This is a genomic window from Halobacillus sp. GSS1, from assembly GCF_017307035.1.
GTDB classification, from domain to species: domain Bacteria; phylum Bacillota; class Bacilli; order Bacillales; family Halobacillaceae; genus Halobacillus; species Halobacillus litoralis.
In genome coordinates, this window is sequence record NZ_JAFLHE010000011.1 from 1 (window position 1) to 17,358 (window position 17,358).

Sequence of the window (17,358 nt, forward strand, 5' to 3'; positions counted from 1 at the left end):
TATCTTCAATAAAAAAAGAGTGGGGTCTGTTTGATCCCACTCTTTTTTCTAATCTAAGGGTGTATAGTCTACGTTTTTCGTATAGTTATTTCCAGCATTCCATAGAAGGAATTCGTTAATTCCGTTTTCATTTAGAGCACGAATTTGAGCTTCGACTTCTGCTTTTCCATATTGCTTCGTCGGCCCGGAGTAAAGCCATGGTGCTTCAAAATCCTGCAGCCACGGACGGGAGGTCGGCGAATTTTCCAGCGCTCCCAGTACCTCGTTCTCGACTTTAGCATATTCGCTAATTAGACGGTAAGGTTCAGTATCCGGCTTGGAGATTCCAAAATACGGTCCCCAGTGACTCGGGTAAATCATAGAAGATATAACATCAACATTTGATGAGATTTTTGAGAAGTTCTGTCCGATGTTCGGTGCTTCTGTGATGGTTGCTGCATAACCAAAAATATCTACGGAGACATCCACGCCATAGTACTCCAATTCTTTGCTGGCATATTCGACAAAGTCTGTAACGGCCTGGACACGTTTTTGGACATTGTCCATATCCATATCTCCGTACTTCCCTTGGCCGTACTCGAGAACATCGTCTCGGCTTCCAAATCCTTCTGGGAAGCGGACATAGTCGTACTGGATTTCTTCAAAACCCATCTCTGCTGCTATTTTAGCAAGTTCTACGTTGTATTTCCAGACTTCCTCCATGAATGGATTGACGAAGGATTCACCTTTACCATTCTTCCAAACTTGGCCGTTTTTTGTGAAAGATAAATCCGGTCGTTTTTCAGCGAGTAAGCTGTCCTTAAATACAACAACACGAGCAATAGGATAAATTCCTTTTTCCTCGAGTTCTTCTAACATGGCTCGAGGATCGTCAATAAAACCCTCGGCAACATCCGCATAAGGGGAACCCTCTTCAGGCTCGAATGTAATGTTTCCGTTATCCTCTTTAATATCTATAACCATGGCGTTCAGTTCTGTATCTTCAACAAGCTTAGTAAGCTCCGACATCTTCGCTCCACCGGCGGAAGGCCCCGTTACAAAAATACCTCTGACGGCATCTGGGTATTCGAAAGTCAGTCCGGAGTTATATGTGAACCTTGCTGCTGGACTTGGAACGGTCAATTCCTTCAAACCTAATTGTTTTTTCGTAAGCATCGCAACCTCTTTTGTTTCTCCATCTTCCGCATTTACGTTATGTAATGACCCCATCATTCCAAAAAAGAGAATCCCTGCGAAGATTATCATCCATAGTTGTCTTTTCCCCATGTGCATCCTACTCCTATCCTAATTTCTTCTAATCTAATTATAAAAGAGGAAGTCCAAATATAATAGAGCTAACTGACATTTTTTCATAATTTTTCCCTATATCAAGACCATTTCCCTAAACATAGAAAAAAAGGCTCTGTCACTTGGACAGAGCCTTTACACCTATTATTCTCCTGTTCCATGCTCACGTTGGTACTGCTCGAATTCTTTAGTAGTACAAAGAACATAGTGACCAGGACGTACTTCACGGAACTCGGGTTCTTCACTCGTATCATGTTTCGTAGGATCATAAGTGAAACGCTCACGAGAACGTTCATAATCCGGATCAGGTAATGGAATGGCAGATAGTAGAGACTGGGTATAAGGATGAATCGGGTGCTTGTACAATTCATCTGCATCCGCAAGCTCAACCATTTTACCAAAGTACATAACGCCGATTCGATCACTGATATATTTGACCATCGACAAGTCGTGGGCGATGAACAAATAGGTTAATCCTTTTTCGTCTTGAAGCTTTTTCAAGAGGTTAACCACTTGCGCCTGGATGGAAACATCAAGAGCGGAAATCGGCTCATCTGCGATGATAAAGCTTGGATCTACAGCTAGGGCACGTGCGATCCCAATACGTTGACGCTGACCACCACTGAACTCGTGCGGATAACGGTTGGCATGTTCTTTATTCAATCCGACCGTTTCCAACAACTCGTGGACTTTCGCTTTACGAGCTTTGGCATCTTTCGCAAGCCCATGGATGTCCATTCCTTCTGCAATAATATCTTCAACTTTCATACGAGGATTCAAGGATGCATAAGGATCCTGGAAAATCATTTGCATTTCACGGTTGAATTTTTTCAAATCTTCACGAGATTTTTTCCCGTGTACGTTTTCACCGTCGAAAATGACTTCTCCATCTGTCGCATCGTATAAACGAATGATTGTACGTCCGGTTGTAGATTTACCACAACCAGATTCGCCAACCAGCCCGAATGTTTCTCCTTTGTAGATGCTGAAATTCAAACCGTCCACGGCTTTTACTACACTATGACGACCTGTTTTGAAATGTTGTTTTAAATTTTTTATTTCGACTAGTTTTTCTTGACTCATACTCGTTCACCTTCCGAACTGCTGGATGAATTCGCCATACCTTCCATACGCTTTTTCACCGCTGCTGGTGGTTCAACCTTGGGTGCATGCTCATGAAGCAACCATGTAGCTGCGTAGTGTGATTCACTGACTTTGAACATTGGAGGTTCTTGTTCAAAATCAACCTTCATCGCATATTGGTTACGCGCAGCAAACGCATCTCCTTTTGGTGGATCCAGTAAATCTGGTGGTGTACCAGGAATAGCGAAGAGCTCTTCATCTTCACTATCAAGAGAAGGCATAGAACCTAATAGCCCCCATGTATACGGGTGTTGAGGATTGTAGAAAATATCATCTACTGTACCAATTTCGACAATCTTCCCTGCATACATAACCGCTACTCGATCGGCTACATTAGCTACAACACCAAGGTCGTGCGTGATGAAAATCGTCGCAGAATCTGTTTTCTTTTGAATGTCCTTCATAAGCTCCAGAATTTGAGCTTGAATGGTTACATCCAGGGCAGTTGTAGGCTCATCAGCAATCAAAAGTTTCGGGTTACATGCCAGTGCAATGGCAACAACCACACGTTGTCTCATCCCACCCGAGAATTGGTGCGGGTATTGTTTCATACGATTCTCGGCATCTGGGATACCTACAAGCTCGAGTAATTCCATGACACGCTTACGTGCCTGTGGCTTGCTCATTTTCTGGTGTTTAATCAGACCTTCCATGATCTGATTTCCGACTTTCATCGTTGGGTTCAAAGAAGTCATTGGATCTTGGAAGATCATCGACATCTCTTTACCACGAATCTTTTGCATTTGTTTTTCGGTCATTTTTGCAAGGTCACGACCTTCAAAGATGATTTCTCCTTCTTTGATCCGACCCGGCGGCTTTGGAATTAAGTGCATGAGAGCTTTGGTTGTAACAGATTTACCCGAACCAGACTCTCCTACAATCGCTAAGGTTTCACCTTTTTTTACATCAAAATTAACGCCACGTACTGCTTTGACTTCACCACCGTAGGTGTCAAAGGAGACGTGCAGGTTTTTAACATCTAGTAGTTTTTCCATTTCGTACACCTACCTCCTATTCGCGCATCTTCGGATCGAATGCATCACGAAGACCATCAGCTAAGACGTTAAAGGCAATCATGATAAGGGAAATTATAATTGCCGGGAACAATAGAATGTGTGGATAAATTTGCAAGGATTGGAATCCAGCATTAATCAACGTACCAAGAGAAGCCATAGGCGTTGGAAGACCAAGTCCGATAAAGCTTAAGAAGGCTTCAAAGAAAATCGCTGAAGGAATAGAGAACATCGTGTTGATGATAATCAATCCCAACGTATTCGGAATTAAATGCTTTTGTAATATACGTCCATCTTTCGCACCTAACGTTCTAGAAGCAAGAACAAACTCTTGGTTTTTTAATTTCAAGATTTGACCACGGACAATCCGTGCCATTGATATCCATCCCGATATAGCGAGGGCTATGGTAATTGACATAATCCCGGGCTCTAATATCAGAATCATTAGAATGATAAGAACCAAGTTTGGAATACCTACTAGGATTTCAATGAAACGTTGCATATAGTTATCTACACGTCCGCCATAATATGCGGAAATACCGCCATAAGCAACACCAATGACCATATCAATAGCTGCGGCTAAGAATGCGATATAGAGGGATACACGTGTTCCCATCCATGTACGGGTCCATTGGTCACGGCCTAAACCGTCTGTACCAAACCAGAAGTTTTCGTCCATATCTTTTGCACCATAGACATCGTAAGTGGCTCTAACTTCTGCCGGCTCACCATTGGATCCATCGTTCAATACTTCCGTCGTGATAAACTCTTCCTGATTGTTAAAGCGCATTAAAGCTTTCTGTTCTGCATCTTCTAATGTGCCGGCGGATTGGACATCAGAAAGTGTCCCATCCAAGCCAAGCCAACCAAGGCCTTCCACTTTAGGGGGCATTTTCGCACGAGAAAGGTCTTGTTCATACTGTCCATAATCGTTCATATATGGACCAAAGGCAGCCAATAAAGCCAAAACCACTAATACAGCCAGACCAATCATCGCACCTACGTTTTTACGAAGACGAATAAAGGAATCCTGCCAGAAGGAAAGGCTCGGCCGCGAAATCTTTTCACTTTCCGTTTCAGTTGTTTCTACGGGCACAAATAAATCTTTTGATGGTTTGTGATTATCCATTAATGATTACTCTCCTTCCGCCAGTCGAATTCTAGGGTCAATGACTCCATAAAGCAAGTCGATGACCAGGATGATAAAAATGAATAGGAAAGCAAGTAAAAGGGTGGTTCCCATAATGATTGGGTAATCATTCATATTAATCGCCTTAACGAACTGCTCACCAATTCCAGGTACGGCAAAAATGTTTTCAATAACAAGAGTACCAGTCATCAAGCCTATAGCCAGCGGTCCCAACACTGTAATTAATGGAATTAAAGCGTTTCTCAAACCGTGCTTAAATACTACACCAACTTTATTCACACCCTTGGCACGGGCGGTCACGATATAATCTGACCCCATAACCTCAAGCATTTCGGTTCTCATAAAACGGGCAGCAATTGCAATTGGGAAGATGGCCAACGAAACGGTTGGTAATACTGTATATTCCCAGCCTTCCCACAGGGCAACTGGCAGCCAGCCAAACTTAACGCCGATATAAAATTGTAGCAAACCAGCAAATACAAACGATGGAACCGACTGACCTAATACCGCTAGGAATGTCGATGTATAATCCATAATGCCATTATGATAAATGGCGGATACTAAACCTAATAACATCCCAATAATTGTTCCAATAATCATCGCTTGGAATCCAAGCTGCATCGATGGACCAATACGTTCCATAATGATTCCAGTAACTTCACGGTTATCAAACTGGAAGGAAATACCCAAGTCACCTTGAGCTAAGTTGACCATATAGTTGAAATACTGCACTGGAACTGGATCATTCAATCCGTATTTCTCTAACACTACTGCCTGCTGTTCATCTGATAATTTATCTGCAGCACTTAGGGGAGTACCTGGTAAAAACTTCATCAGAAAGAACGTTAAGGTAGCAATCAAAAACATCGTTATAACCATATAAATTAAACGTTGGGTAATATAACGAGCCATTTCAACACCTCCGAATGTGTGTACCTACAAACTTTCTCTTCTTGTTGTAATTGACAGAAATTTTTCTATAATCTGAATAATTTGATGGCAGGGAAAAAGAGAGCATACGCCAACACGTTGGACATATACTCTCTCCCCCTGTAAAGCAAGCCTATATGTGGTTGGAAATTCTTATTTCAATTATTTACCTTCGATATAAGCATACTTGTAAGTGTAGTCAGGTCCCATTGGCTGAGCAATTACACCTTTAACATAAGGCTTCCAAAGCTGAGCAGATGCACGCTGATAAAGCGGAGCAAGAACTGCATCGTCTTGGATTAGCATTTTTTCAGCTTCTAGGAAAGTTTCAAAACGTTCAACAGGCTCTTGAGCAAGCTCATTGTTCGCTTTTTCAATTAGACCATCGTACTCTTCAGAAGAATAACCAGTCTTATTGTTTCCACCATCTGTTACAAACATGTTCAAGAATGTGTTCGGGTCGATATAGTCAGGACCCCAACCAGAGTTCTGGATATCATACTCCATGTTTTCATCACGCTGAAGACGCTCTTTAAATGGTACAGACTGAACTTTAACAGTCAAACCTTCAAGCTGCTCAAGCTGGTCCTTGATGTAAGCATCCAAGTTTTGAGCTACTTCACTGTCGCCACCTAGATATCCAAGTTCAATGGAATCTTGACCAAGCTCTTCTTTAGCTTTAGACCAAAGTTCTTGAGCCTGCTCTACATTTGTTTCAATTAGATCACCGTTAATTTCACGGAAATCCTCATCAGTTTCAGGGTGTTTTGTAAAGTTCTGTGGAACGTGACCAACAGAAGGAAGGGATCCGTTGTTCAAGATAACATCAACCATGGATTGACGGTCGATGACCATTTGAATCGCTTTACGAGCATTAACGTTACCCAATACTTCGTTTTCCTGGTTCATCTTCAAGTAGAACAATACAGGCTCTTCTTCAATTTGGAACTCATCAGAAGTACGGTATTGGTCTACAAATTCTGCAGAAAGACCAGTACGGTCAATTTCACCAGTGTCATAAAGGTTTACAGCCGTAGATGTTTCTTTAACAACTTTAACGTTGATTGTTTCAAGTTTTACATTTTCTGCATCCCAGTAATCCTGGTTCTTTTCAAGCGTCCAGCCTTCACCGTGGTTCCACTCAGTTAGAACGAATGGACCGTTGGAAAGTAGCGCGTCCGCTTCAAGCGCGTAATCTTCACCTTTTTCTTCAACAAATGCTTTGTTCAATGGTAGGAATGTACCGAAAGCAGTTAAAGATTCAAAGTAAGGAACTGGCTTTTCAAGCTCTACAACAAGTGTGTAGTCGCCATCAGCCTTAACACCAAGCTCTTCGACTGGTACTTCACCGTCAACGACAGCTTGGGCATTCTTAATCACGCCACCCATCATGTAAGGGCCGTACTCAGAACCTGTATCAGGATTTACAGCACGTTGCCAAGCGTAAACGAAATCGTTCGCTGTGACAGGATCGCCGTTTGACCAAACAGCGTCTTCACGAAGGTTGAACGTCCATGTAAGACCGTCTTCACTTACTTCGTGGTCTTTAGCAATTCCTGGTTCTGGCTGTGCGTTCTCACCAAGACGATAAAGACCGTCTGTAGTAGAACCTAGCCATTGGAAAGCTACTGCGTCAGTTGCAAGAGATGCGTCCATTGTTGGAATCTCAGCACTATCTACAATGTTAAGTACTTGTTCTCCTGAAGCTTCTCCCTCTTCACCGGAAGTGTCTTCAGTTTCTGTTGTTTCCCCGGAGTCAGCATCGTCTGTGGAATTTGACGTATCGTCTGATCCACCAGAACAAGCTGCGAGGAACATGCTAAGTACTAGTGCAAGTACTAGCAATAACCAATTTGTCTTTTTCATGATTGAAAATGACCTCCCCTAAAAATTTTCTAAAAATTTGTCGTGGCGTTTTGTCCACATATCGAATTATACAAGTTTTCTAACTATTTTGCATTACCTTTTTTTTTGAAAACTCTCAGGATTCCCACCATTATTACGTTTCAGTAACACAAAATGAGACTAAATACCTAGTTTATTTTACAATATTATAGGCATAAACTTATTATTTATAAGCTCATATGCATAAAAAAAGATATGGGATTTTGAAACATTGTTATTTATTACGGTTATCCGTTAAAGCGTTTGTATAGACCATGCAATATTTTACCAAAGTTGAATTTTCTGTTTATTTAATGTATTAACAATTCCTTCATACTTCTTAAACATGCTATAATATAGGTCGAGTTTGTATGAAAGGTGGAAATGATGTGATCATCATAAAAAATAAATGGTTGATGTTCGGGTTAAATTTGGCGATCGTAACGATCCTGTTTATCATACTGGCTCCTGCCTACGATTTGTTTCATTATATTAACCAGCTCTTCTATATCGCTTACTTCTATATCTTCATTGGTATTATCATGTGGGTCGTACGGGGGGGATTCTTTGACGGGATCACATACGGATTCAGACGATTCACTAACCGGATGTCCAAACAAAGAGATTATTTAGACGATTGGGAGGAAAAGCCACTGCCCTCTCAAACCGTGCACCAATCGTTACCCAAGTTTTTCTTATTCCAGGGGACATTGTTAAGCATAAGTTTGCTGGCTTTACTTTTCCTTTACTATTCAGGATAAGTGCTTGCATAGATTGAAGGATTCCGATATAATACTGACTTACAAATATCGCACGAAATGCAATGAAGAAGGATAAGTACGTAGGGTGGATCCTCTACAGAGAGACTGTGGTCGGTGAAAACAGTTGAGGACACCATATGGAATTGGGCCTTTGGAGCTTCAATAGACGTAAATCGGCGTTAACGATTCAAGTTGACTTCTATATTTTTAGAAGTAATTAGGGTGGCACCGCGGATCATTCGTCCCTTCCATAATGGAAGAGATGGATGGTTTTTTTTGTTCAAAAATAAACGTTGAGGTGATGATGATGACAAAAACGATTTTCTCAGGCATTCAACCAAGTGGTACGTTAACACTTGGAAACTACATTGGAGCCATGAAACACTTTACAGATTTGCAGGATGATAACCAATGCTATTTTTGTATTGTCGACGAGCACGCCATTACAGTTCCACAGGATCGGTTGAAATTGAGAGATAACATCCGTTCTCTGGCCGCTCTATACTTAGCCTCAGGAATTGATCCTGAAAAAGCGACCCTTTTCATTCAATCAGAAGTTCCTGCGCACACTCAGCTGGGTTGGATGTTACAATGCGTCAGCTACATTGGTGAGCTCGAGCGAATGACGCAGTTCAAAGATAAATCATCAGGCGGAAAGGAAGCAGTATCTTCCGGACTCCTTACCTATCCTCCATTGATGGCAGCAGACATTCTCCTATATAAGACAGATGTCGTCCCAGTCGGTGATGACCAGAAACAACATTTGGAACTTACAAGAAACTTAGCGCAGCGATTCAACAATAAGTTCAATGACATTTTCACCGTTCCTGAAGTAAGCATTCCCAAAGAAGGTGCCCGCATCATGTCCCTTCAAGAGCCAACGAAGAAAATGAGCAAATCTGATGAAAATCAAAAAGCGTTCATTTCTATGTTGGATGACGAAAAGAAAATTATGAAGAAGATCAAGAGTGCCGTTACTGATTCTGATGGAATCGTGAAATACGATAAAGAAAGCAAACCTGGTGTTTCCAATCTGTTGACCATTGAGTCTGCTTGCAGCGGTGCGAGTATTGAAGAGTTGGAGCAGAAGTATGAAGGAAAAGGATATGGCGATTTCAAAGTAGGGGTCGCAGAGGCGGTCATTGCCGTTCTCAAACCTATCCAGGAACGGTATGAAACATTGATCCATTCCGAAGAATTGGATGAGATCCTAGATGCAGGGGCAGATAAAGCATCCTATGAAGCCAACAAAATGATCCGTAAAGCGAAGAAAGCCATGGGGCTTGGCCGCGTGAAGAAGAAATAACAGACAAAAAGCCAGAATTGAGTTTATCCCTCAATTCTGGCTTTTCATATGTTGAGAGACCCCTTCATTCTCTCCTTGCCATATCGTTTCAAAGAAGGGCTGCCCTTTCACCATCTTTTTGCACAGTTCCTCGTGAGACGTTGACCAGCCATTACAAGTTCCTTCATATAAACGATCCCATGCTTCATCATTTGAGAATTGCTTGATGGTCGGATACTGTGCAGGATTCCATTCCGTCAACCAGTAACGTATTTCCTCAGGGTGGTCAGATTGTTTCAACTGATCCAGCGCCATCATTAAAAGCTGTTTTAATTGTCTCTCTCTCCGCGTCAAGCCAGACATTTTCCTTGGATCTAATGATAAAATATGATGTTCTTTTAATACTCTTTCTTCTATTAAATAGTGCTCGGGTTCTTTTCCTTGAACCATTTCAAATACAAGACGCTCTTGTCGAGGTATTAAACGGCTCTTTTTAACAGGAAGCGTATATCCAATCGTATCAAATACCATTACATCTTTGCCGTTCGTTACGACTGCTGCATATTCAACCGTGTGACGTTCTTGATTCTTCTTCATATACGTTTTGCGGTGGATATCCTGGAGCAGAGATGCTGGTAGATCTTGCAAATCATTTTCAATAAAATTGAAAAGTTCATCACTGATTAAAATCAAAGGAATTTGATCGATCAGTTCAATACCATCCTCTTTGCGCCATTCATGAAAACGACAGACGTTATACCCATTCTCTTCACCTTCAAACCAGTTCACCCACAGATCATGCATGTATAACATTTCGGACCCTCACTTTCACTCGGTGATCTCTTTTGGTTACATTATGACCAATGCTGGCTTTTTTATTCTTTGAATCCATATTTTAGAAAATTAATCTTCCATAAGAATCAAGGCTGTCGTAATGAATATCAAACCGACAGGAAAAAGATAGCATTCCACACGTGTATGAATCAGTAAAAAGAATTCCATCCAACTCAACCCGGCAGGAACGAGATTCAAATACGTGATTGTTACCGTTCCGCCTGCGACAGCAAAACCGAAACCAGTTAAGAGCAGCATCCAGTACCACATAGCTTCATCCCCTCCGGCTCGTCCTCCTATTGCTATCTTATGAAAGCAAATGCTTTGTCATGCGGTGAATTCCTCTTTAAATCCTAGTCTTTACTTCATTGGAAAGAACAGGTACATTTAATAACAGACAGACTTTAATAAACAAGCTTTTTTATGGGTTGAGTTTGAAAGGATGATGACGGTGTCCAAGTCGAGATCCTTGCGGAAACGCAGCAGGAGAAGGCGAAAACGCAAGCTTTTTATTGGTATGTACGCACTTATCTTTTTACTAGTCATCAGTTATTCCGGGTACGAGTACTTGGCAGGTAAGCATCAGGCGATGAGTCAACAGGCTTCCGCTGCTGAAAGTATTGATCAGGTGGAGACGGTCGAAAGTGTGTACAAAGAAGAATTTAACGGAAAAGACAATGGAGACGGGAAAATGACCGTTCTTCTATTAGGGGTTGATCAGAGAGGCTCAGAGATTTCAAGAACGGACACGATCATGGTTGCAGAATATGACCCCGCTGAAAAAGAGGCGAAGGTCGCTTCTTTGATGAGAGACCTTTACGTAGATATCCCCGGACACGGTTACAACAAACTGAATGCCGCCTTCGCTCTAGGCGGACCGGAACTTCTTCGCGAAACTATTGAAGTGAATTTAGGGATTGAAACGGAATACTACTCAATTGTAGACTTTCAAGGGTTTACACAAATTGTGGATACTCTATCACCGGATGGAATGAAAGTGGATGTAGAGAAGAACATGCAGTACCGCTCCGGGGATGGTACGACAGACATCCAAATAGAAGAAGGGCCACAGACCCTGGACGGGAAAGAACTTCTTGGTTATGTGAGGTATCGAAGCGATGCCCGAGGAGATTTTGCCAGAGTAGAGAGACAACAGAAGGTTATACAGTTGATGAAAGAAGAACTTCTCTCCTTCCAAGGCGTTCTGAAAGCTCCGCGTTTGATTGGAAACCTCCAACCATATATTGATACGAACCTCGGTGGTAGTAAAATGGTCCAAGTCGGTAAAGATCTTTTGCTGAACCCTGTGGAGTCAATGGATATGATCAGCATCCCTACAACCGATAACGTATGGGATGAACGTAAGCCTTATCCAATCGGCCTGGTGCTTAACCACGATGAGGAATCTACGAAACAAACACTGCAGCAATTTTTTGAACAAAAATAAAGAAAACCCGATGTCTGGGTGGCAGACATCGGGCTTTTTTTATTCTTCGAACTTTTGGAAAATCAGACTAGCATTGTGACCGCCAAATCCGAGCGAGTTACTCATCACAGTATTAACCTCTTGTTTACGTGCCTCATTCGGAACGTAATCAAGGTCGCACTCCGGATCTGGAGTATCGTAGTTAATCGTCGGAGGCAGTACTCCGTCGTTGATTGCTTTTAATGAAATGACCGCTTCAACCGCTCCTGCAGCACCCAAAAGGTGCCCAGTCATGGATTTCGTTGAAGAAATCGCAAATTTATTCGCATGCTCTTGGAATACGGTCTTCGCAGCATGAGTTTCGAATTTATCATTCAGCTCTGTAGACGTTCCGTGAGCGTTCAAGTAATCGATGTCTTCCGGTTTCATACCCGCATCATCAATCGCTTGTCTCATCGCACGAGCCGCTCCGTCTCCTTCAGGTGCCGGTGAAGTGATATGATAAGCATCTCCTGTAGAACCATAGCCTTTCAACTCGCCATAGATTTTCGCTCCACGTTTTTTCGCAGATTCTAGTGTTTCCATAATGAGAATGCCTGCTCCTTCTCCCATAACGAAACCATCACGGTTTTTATCAAAGGGACGGCTGGCTGTTTGTGGATCTTCATTGAGAGATAATGCACGTGCAGCGGCGAATCCTGCAAATGACATTTTATTCATAGGTGCTTCAGTTCCACCCGCAATCATAATGTCAGCATCTCCGCGTTGTATCACTTTAAATGCGTCACCAATTGAGTTGGCACCAGAAGAACAGGCTGTCACTGTACAGGAGTTAATCCCTTTCGCGCCAAGCGCAATGGATACCTGACCAGCTGCCATGTCCGGAATCATCATAGGGATGAAAAACGGACTGACTCGACGATATCCTTTTTTCTGGAACGTTTCGAATTGAGATTCATACGTGCCCATTCCACCAATTCCAGAACCAATCCATACACCTGTTCTTGGAGCGACATCTTCTGTAATCTCAAGCTTTGCATCTTCCACGGCCATATGAGCAGCGACCATCGCATATTGGACGAACGGGTCCATGCGACGGGCATCTTTACGATCCACATAGTCAGAAGGATCGAAGTCTTTCAGTTCGGCTGCCACATGGACAGGGTAGTCTTCCTTGTTCACTTTTGTGATCTCCCCGACACCGGAGACACCATTTTTAATATTGTTCCACATTTCTTCTACTGAATTACCGACAGGAGTTACCGCTCCCATTCCAGTAATGACAACACGATGTTTATCCATCATTCCATTCCTCCTTGGTTACTTCCCCCATCGAAGGGCAACGGCTCCCCATGTGAGGCCGCCACCAAATCCGACAAGAACCACTAAATCATTATCTTTTATCTTACCTGCCTTCACGTCCTCTGACAAAGCAATTGGAATAGACGCTGAAGAAGTATTTCCATAACGCTTCACCTGTGTGGACATTTTTTCTTCAGGGATTCCTAAGCGTTGTCTGGCTGCTTCCATGATTCTTATATTCGCCTGGTGTGGCACTAAATAGTCAACATCCTGCTCACTCAGGCCAATTTTTTTAACAACATTAACCGAGGATTCAGGCATTTGCCTTACTGCGAACTTGAATACTTCCCGGCCATTCATGGACAATGTGTCTTCAGGTGTCTGATATAAATGAGGTCCACCTGCTCCATCAGCCCCCAGTTCAAACGAAAGTATCCCCTTGTCATCACTTACCGGTCCAATGACAGCAGCTCCGGCTCCATCACCAAAAAGGACGCAAGTATTGCGGTCCGTCCAATCCGTTATCTTCGAGAGTTTCTCAACTCCTACAACTAGAACATTTTTGTAAGCATTCGTTTCAATGAATTGTTTAGCCGTAATGACTCCATACATGAACCCAGCACAGGCGGCACTCAAGTCCATAGCTGCTACCTTTTTAGCACCAAGTCTATGTTGCAGCATGGTAGCAACAGATGGGAATGGCGTATCAGGAGTAACAGTGGCAACGAGGATCATATCAAGTTCCTCTGCTTTCATATCTGCATCTCTTAAAGCTTCTTCCGCTGCACGAAAAGCTAGATCAGAAGTATCCATTTCGTCTGAAGCGATACGACGTTCCTCAATTCCAGTTCGCGTACGAATCCACTCATCACTCGTATCCACCATTTTCTCCAAGTCTTTATTCGTCAGCACTTTTTCCGGCGCATAGTGTCCAATGCCCAAGAATCCTGCATTCATATATTCATCCCCTTAAAGGTAATATCTAATATCAATTCTTATGACTTGGTACTAATTTTAATTCATCTTGGGCCAATCTGCAAGTTTTGTAAAAGTCCATCCATGAACCTGTACTTCTTTTTCATTTCTGTGGTACCTGCCTACAAAATACAGAGGGATCTCTCATAAATTGTAGCAGAGGAGGTGTGCTTGTATGGGCAAAAGAAAATCATCCCCATTTGATGATTTTTGGGGATTTCGTCAGCCAGAAGAAGATGAAGGGAAGAAAGAATCACAGCCAAAACTTAATGATCTCTTCCAAGAAGCTTCAAAAACATGGAAGTCAGTATCACCAATGATTAAACCTATGATGGATAAATTTAAGAAATAAACATCCAACTTCTTTTAAAAATATTGTTCATATAAGTGATCGGACTTGATATGGATTCAAAAAAACCTCTGAAGCTGTTATATGCTTCAGAGGTCTTTTTCAGGGAGCTCTCCCGTTTCTTTATAAGTTTCTACGACTTCCGTCATTCTGCTATGGAAGTCTTCTGGAATACTTGGACTGTATTCCCCCATCTTGATAGCGCCTTCCTGAAAATCGAACGTAAGCATTTCTCCAGGTAAGTCGTCATTCATGTAACGTTCCATTGCTATTTTATATACTTCATCAACCTTTTGTACAGTACTCGTGAGCACCGTATTCTCAGCAACAGCAGATTGATCCTCTACATAACCGATGGCATAATTCCCGTCATTCTGAGCCTGTTCGATGACCGCCACATTAAAAACATCTCCTGCTGGGTAAAAAACATCCGCACCCTCTTCTTTCATGGATTCATAATACATGAGGGCCATCTCCGTATTTTCCCAACTGTTTGTCAGTGAAATGTCCACTTCGGAATTAGGGTTCTGATAAATGACACCTTCATAAAACCCTTCAATTTCTGGCTGCCATTCAAATGCTCCAATGATTCCAACACGATCCGTTTTTGTCATTTCACCAGCTACCATGCCTGCGAAAAATCCCATCGCTTGCGCATCAAAATTGAGACTTGTTACATTTTCTGCTGAGAATTGGCCATTAAAATAGACGAAATCCATTTCCGGATAAACCTCATGCAATTCTCTGAAGTGATTTCCATATAAGCTGCTATGGCCGAAGATGACATCAATGCCCTTAGATGCAAACTCATCGACTGCATCTGCTGTATCTTTATACGTGCGTATGCCCTCTTTAATATAAATATCTACTCCATATTCTTCCTGGATTGATTGCAATCCTTTGTACCCTTGCTGTCCCCATGCTTTGTCATGAATTGTCGTTTCGACAAGCATGCCGACCTTTATATCTTTCTTATAATCCGGAAGACCTTGACATGCGACAAGGAAAAATAATAGAGAGAGGATCATGATGGACTGTAATTTCACATTCAAGCACTCCTAAGTACCTACTTATATCCTCTCCCTATTCTACATTTTTTTCATCACAAAAGTAAATGACCAACATGGAAAGCTCTAGAATTTACGAAGCAGTTGCTCACACCGCCACAAAGCCTCCACTCTTTCGAGGATAGTATCCTTGTCTTCGACTCGCTGCTGTACACGAAGCGGTTGCTGATTGAGGAGCATGCCGAGGAATGCCTCTATGAAATCTCCAACATAGGTCGCCTTGTGCTCCATGATCCATTGCACGAACTCACCTTTTTCCTGTATCCCTGTTTTCTGTATGTCCATCCATTCGCCATAGAGAAGAGGAATTTCAATCCACTCTCTCTCTATTTCTCCCTGCCTCAGCAGCAAGCCGTTATCGACTAAATCCACTTCCCACTCATCATTCGATTGTTGAATGTGATTTTCTTTATCGCTTTGTTGAAAAAAATGTTGAAAATTACTGTTTCTGCCGACATACATATATAAGAGATCACTCTTCGAATCCACGATGGGGTCGATACCGATGACTTCGATTCCTTCTTGAAGAAGACTTGACGTCAAATGATATCCAATCCAATGAAAGCAAGGGTTAATGGTCACCATCATAGGCTATCCTCCTCTACCTCGTCTTCCTACATTTTATTCAATGGAAACCTCAATCATGAAGCGATTTCATATTTCCTTTTCTTGTACTCTCTGATAAGATAAGGATAGATTGTGTAAAAAATGAGGTGAATAATGATGCGGATGATTTGGACAATCATTTGGGCTTTCCTATTGAGCTTCATGTCCGCTTATGTAGTCAGTAACATGGCTGGGAGCAGTTTCTCTTTCTCCCAAGTCATCATTATGACAATTCTTTTCACCCTTGCTGCAGTTGTTCTTGGGGATGGAATCATCAAAGAAGAAGAAGCATAAGCCACACTCAAGCGTTGCTATCCTTCGGGAGGCAACGTTTTTCATTTGGAAAATGATGAAATCCTCCTCTAGCCACAAAGAGAAGGTTCCTATATAATCGGAGAGTGCGTGAACATCATCACAATTGTTCTATCAACACATACGATAAATATAGATATAAAAAGGAATACAGACGGGCAGGAGGAACACGCAATATGGAACAACTATGGTTGATCATTAAATACTTATTTTTGGGGATCTTTCAAGGGTTTACAGAACCCATTCCGATTTCATCCAGTGGTCATTTGGTCATTGCACAGGAATTACTAGGGGTTGAACTGGAAGGACTTACATTTGAAGTCCTTGTGAACTTTGGGTCTCTCGTAGCAGTTTTAATCATCTACCGGGAAGATCTCATTCGATTGATTCAAAATGGATTCGGATACTTATTCAATCGCAGCCAACGCCATCAACAGCAAAAAGATGACTTTGATTTCATTATCTACCTGATCATAGGTACGATTCCCGCCGGGGTGCTTGGCGTTCTTCTAGGAGATGCTATTGAAGTTTTATCTACCGTTCAAACGGTAGGAATTACCCTCATTATTACAGGAATTGCCCTTTGGCTTATTCGTAACTTGAGAGGACGTAAAGGTGACGGACAATTAACGTGGAAAGATGCTTTAATTGTAGGAATTGGACAAGCGGTCGCTCTCATCCCAGGCATCAGCCGCTCAGGAGCGACGATTGTTGCCGCAATGTTTTTAGGCATGAAACAGGAAACGGCGCTCCGTTTTTCCTTTTTATTATTTATCCCAGTCAGTCTGGGAACAATGCTTCTATCCATTGAGGATGTGATTAAACATGCAAGTGATGAAAATGCCTGGTTTGCTTACATCATGGCCTTTGCGGGGTCTGTAGTCGCTTCTTATTTCTCATTAAAGTGGTTCATGGGCATCATGGCCCGTGGAAATTTGAAGTATTTCGCATTCTACTGTTTTATCGTCGGCGGACTTGTGGTGCTATTCTTATAAAGACAAAAAAAAGCCAGTACAACTCTAAGGATTGTACTG

At 42.2% G+C, this 17,358-nt stretch carries 18 protein-coding genes and 1 other annotated feature; of the genes, 6 read left to right on the plus strand and 12 right to left on the minus strand.

All coding sequences use genetic code 11. From position 1 onward, the window contains the following. Positions 1 to 48: 48 nt before the first annotated feature. From J0K78_RS15935 to J0K78_RS15960, 6 genes are all read right to left on the minus strand, one after another. Positions 49 to 1,266 carry a putative glycoside hydrolase gene (locus tag J0K78_RS15935; protein WP_206947929.1) on the minus strand — a complete coding sequence of 406 codons (1,218 nt, stop codon included), beginning with the start codon at positions 1,264 to 1,266 and terminating at the stop codon, positions 49 to 51. 165 nt (positions 1,267 to 1,431) lie between these two features. Beyond that, positions 1,432 to 2,370: an ABC transporter ATP-binding protein gene (locus J0K78_RS15940; RefSeq protein ID WP_206947930.1), complete on the minus strand. Its 939-nt coding sequence runs from the start codon at positions 2,368 to 2,370 to the stop codon at positions 1,432 to 1,434. Further along, complete coding sequence (locus tag J0K78_RS15945; RefSeq protein ID WP_206947931.1) at positions 2,367 to 3,425, minus strand: ABC transporter ATP-binding protein; 1,059 nt, start codon at positions 3,423 to 3,425, stop codon at positions 2,367 to 2,369. Before J0K78_RS15945 ends, J0K78_RS15940 begins: the two co-directional genes overlap by 4 nt. 16 nt (positions 3,426 to 3,441) lie before the next feature. Beyond that, entirely contained in the window at positions 3,442 to 4,572 is a 1,131-nt protein-coding gene (gene opp3C / locus J0K78_RS15950; RefSeq protein WP_206947932.1) for an oligopeptide ABC transporter permease, read from the minus strand. Positions 4,573 to 4,578: 6 nt separating this feature from the next. After that, a complete protein-coding gene (gene opp3b, locus J0K78_RS15955; protein WP_206947933.1) occupies positions 4,579 to 5,505 on the minus strand; it encodes an oligopeptide ABC transporter permease in 927 nt (308 codons plus the stop codon). A 180-nt stretch (positions 5,506 to 5,685) separates the two neighbouring features. Next, positions 5,686 to 7,389, minus strand: a complete 1,704-nt coding sequence (locus J0K78_RS15960; RefSeq protein ID WP_206947934.1) for a peptide ABC transporter substrate-binding protein — start codon at positions 7,387 to 7,389, stop codon at positions 5,686 to 5,688. Between the two features lie 407 nt (positions 7,390 to 7,796). Between J0K78_RS15960 and J0K78_RS15965 the strand changes: the two genes are divergently transcribed. Continuing rightward, positions 7,797 to 8,168, plus strand: a complete 372-nt coding sequence (locus J0K78_RS15965; protein ID WP_206947935.1) for a DUF3899 domain-containing protein — start codon at positions 7,797 to 7,799, stop codon at positions 8,166 to 8,168. A gap of 53 nt (positions 8,169 to 8,221) precedes the next feature. After that, positions 8,222 to 8,418: a binding site (T-box leader), on the plus strand. A gap of 57 nt (positions 8,419 to 8,475) precedes the next feature. Continuing rightward, positions 8,476 to 9,474, plus strand: a complete 999-nt coding sequence (trpS, locus tag J0K78_RS15970) for a tryptophan--tRNA ligase (protein ID WP_206947936.1) — start codon at positions 8,476 to 8,478, stop codon at positions 9,472 to 9,474. A 30-nt stretch (positions 9,475 to 9,504) separates the two neighbouring features. Here the strand turns inward: trpS and J0K78_RS15975 are convergent, their stop codons facing one another. Next, positions 9,505 to 10,266 carry a YjbA family protein gene (locus J0K78_RS15975; RefSeq protein WP_206947937.1) on the minus strand — a complete coding sequence of 254 codons (762 nt, stop codon included), beginning with the start codon at positions 10,264 to 10,266 and terminating at the stop codon, positions 9,505 to 9,507. A 90-nt stretch (positions 10,267 to 10,356) separates the two neighbouring features. Continuing rightward, positions 10,357 to 10,557 carry a YuzI family membrane protein gene (locus J0K78_RS15980; RefSeq protein WP_206947938.1) on the minus strand — a complete coding sequence of 67 codons (201 nt, stop codon included), beginning with the start codon at positions 10,555 to 10,557 and terminating at the stop codon, positions 10,357 to 10,359. A gap of 181 nt (positions 10,558 to 10,738) precedes the next feature. Here J0K78_RS15980 and J0K78_RS15985 point away from each other — a divergent pair, with 181 nt between their 5' ends. Then, entirely contained in the window at positions 10,739 to 11,734 is a 996-nt protein-coding gene (locus J0K78_RS15985) for an LCP family protein (RefSeq protein ID WP_370551157.1), read from the plus strand. Between the two features lie 39 nt (positions 11,735 to 11,773). On the opposite strand, the gene fabF is transcribed toward J0K78_RS15985, so the two are convergent. Together fabF and J0K78_RS15995 are read right to left on the minus strand one after the other, a co-directional pair. Beyond that, the gene (fabF, locus tag J0K78_RS15990) at positions 11,774 to 13,015 is read right to left on the minus strand and encodes a beta-ketoacyl-ACP synthase II (RefSeq protein WP_206947939.1); all 1,242 of its coding nucleotides are present in this window, start codon (positions 13,013 to 13,015) and stop codon (positions 11,774 to 11,776) included. An 18-nt stretch (positions 13,016 to 13,033) separates the two neighbouring features. Further along, a complete protein-coding gene (locus tag J0K78_RS15995) occupies positions 13,034 to 13,972 on the minus strand; it encodes a beta-ketoacyl-ACP synthase III (RefSeq protein ID WP_206947940.1) in 939 nt (312 codons plus the stop codon). 193 nt (positions 13,973 to 14,165) lie between these two features. Between J0K78_RS15995 and J0K78_RS16000 the strand changes: the two genes are divergently transcribed. Beyond that, on the plus strand, positions 14,166 to 14,342 hold the full coding sequence (locus tag J0K78_RS16000) for a hypothetical protein (protein WP_160911993.1): 177 nt from the start codon (positions 14,166 to 14,168) through the stop codon (positions 14,340 to 14,342). Positions 14,343 to 14,428: 86 nt separating this feature from the next. Here J0K78_RS16000 and J0K78_RS16005 read toward each other — a convergent pair whose 3' ends face one another. Beyond that, complete coding sequence (locus J0K78_RS16005; protein ID WP_370551158.1) at positions 14,429 to 15,385, minus strand: BMP family ABC transporter substrate-binding protein; 957 nt, start codon at positions 15,383 to 15,385, stop codon at positions 14,429 to 14,431. 87 nt (positions 15,386 to 15,472) lie between these two features. Beyond that, positions 15,473 to 15,994 (minus strand): hypothetical protein, encoded by a 522-nt coding sequence (locus J0K78_RS16010; protein ID WP_206947941.1) that lies wholly within the window; start codon positions 15,992 to 15,994, stop codon positions 15,473 to 15,475. A gap of 132 nt (positions 15,995 to 16,126) precedes the next feature. On the opposite strand from J0K78_RS16010, the gene J0K78_RS16015 reads away from it, so the two are divergent. Continuing rightward, positions 16,127 to 16,306 carry a YjzD family protein gene (locus J0K78_RS16015; protein ID WP_237417443.1) on the plus strand — a complete coding sequence of 60 codons (180 nt, stop codon included), beginning with the start codon at positions 16,127 to 16,129 and terminating at the stop codon, positions 16,304 to 16,306. A 194-nt stretch (positions 16,307 to 16,500) separates the two neighbouring features. Beyond that, positions 16,501 to 17,319, plus strand: a complete 819-nt coding sequence (locus tag J0K78_RS16020; RefSeq protein WP_206947942.1) for an undecaprenyl-diphosphate phosphatase — start codon at positions 16,501 to 16,503, stop codon at positions 17,317 to 17,319. Positions 17,320 to 17,358 lie beyond the last annotated feature (39 nt).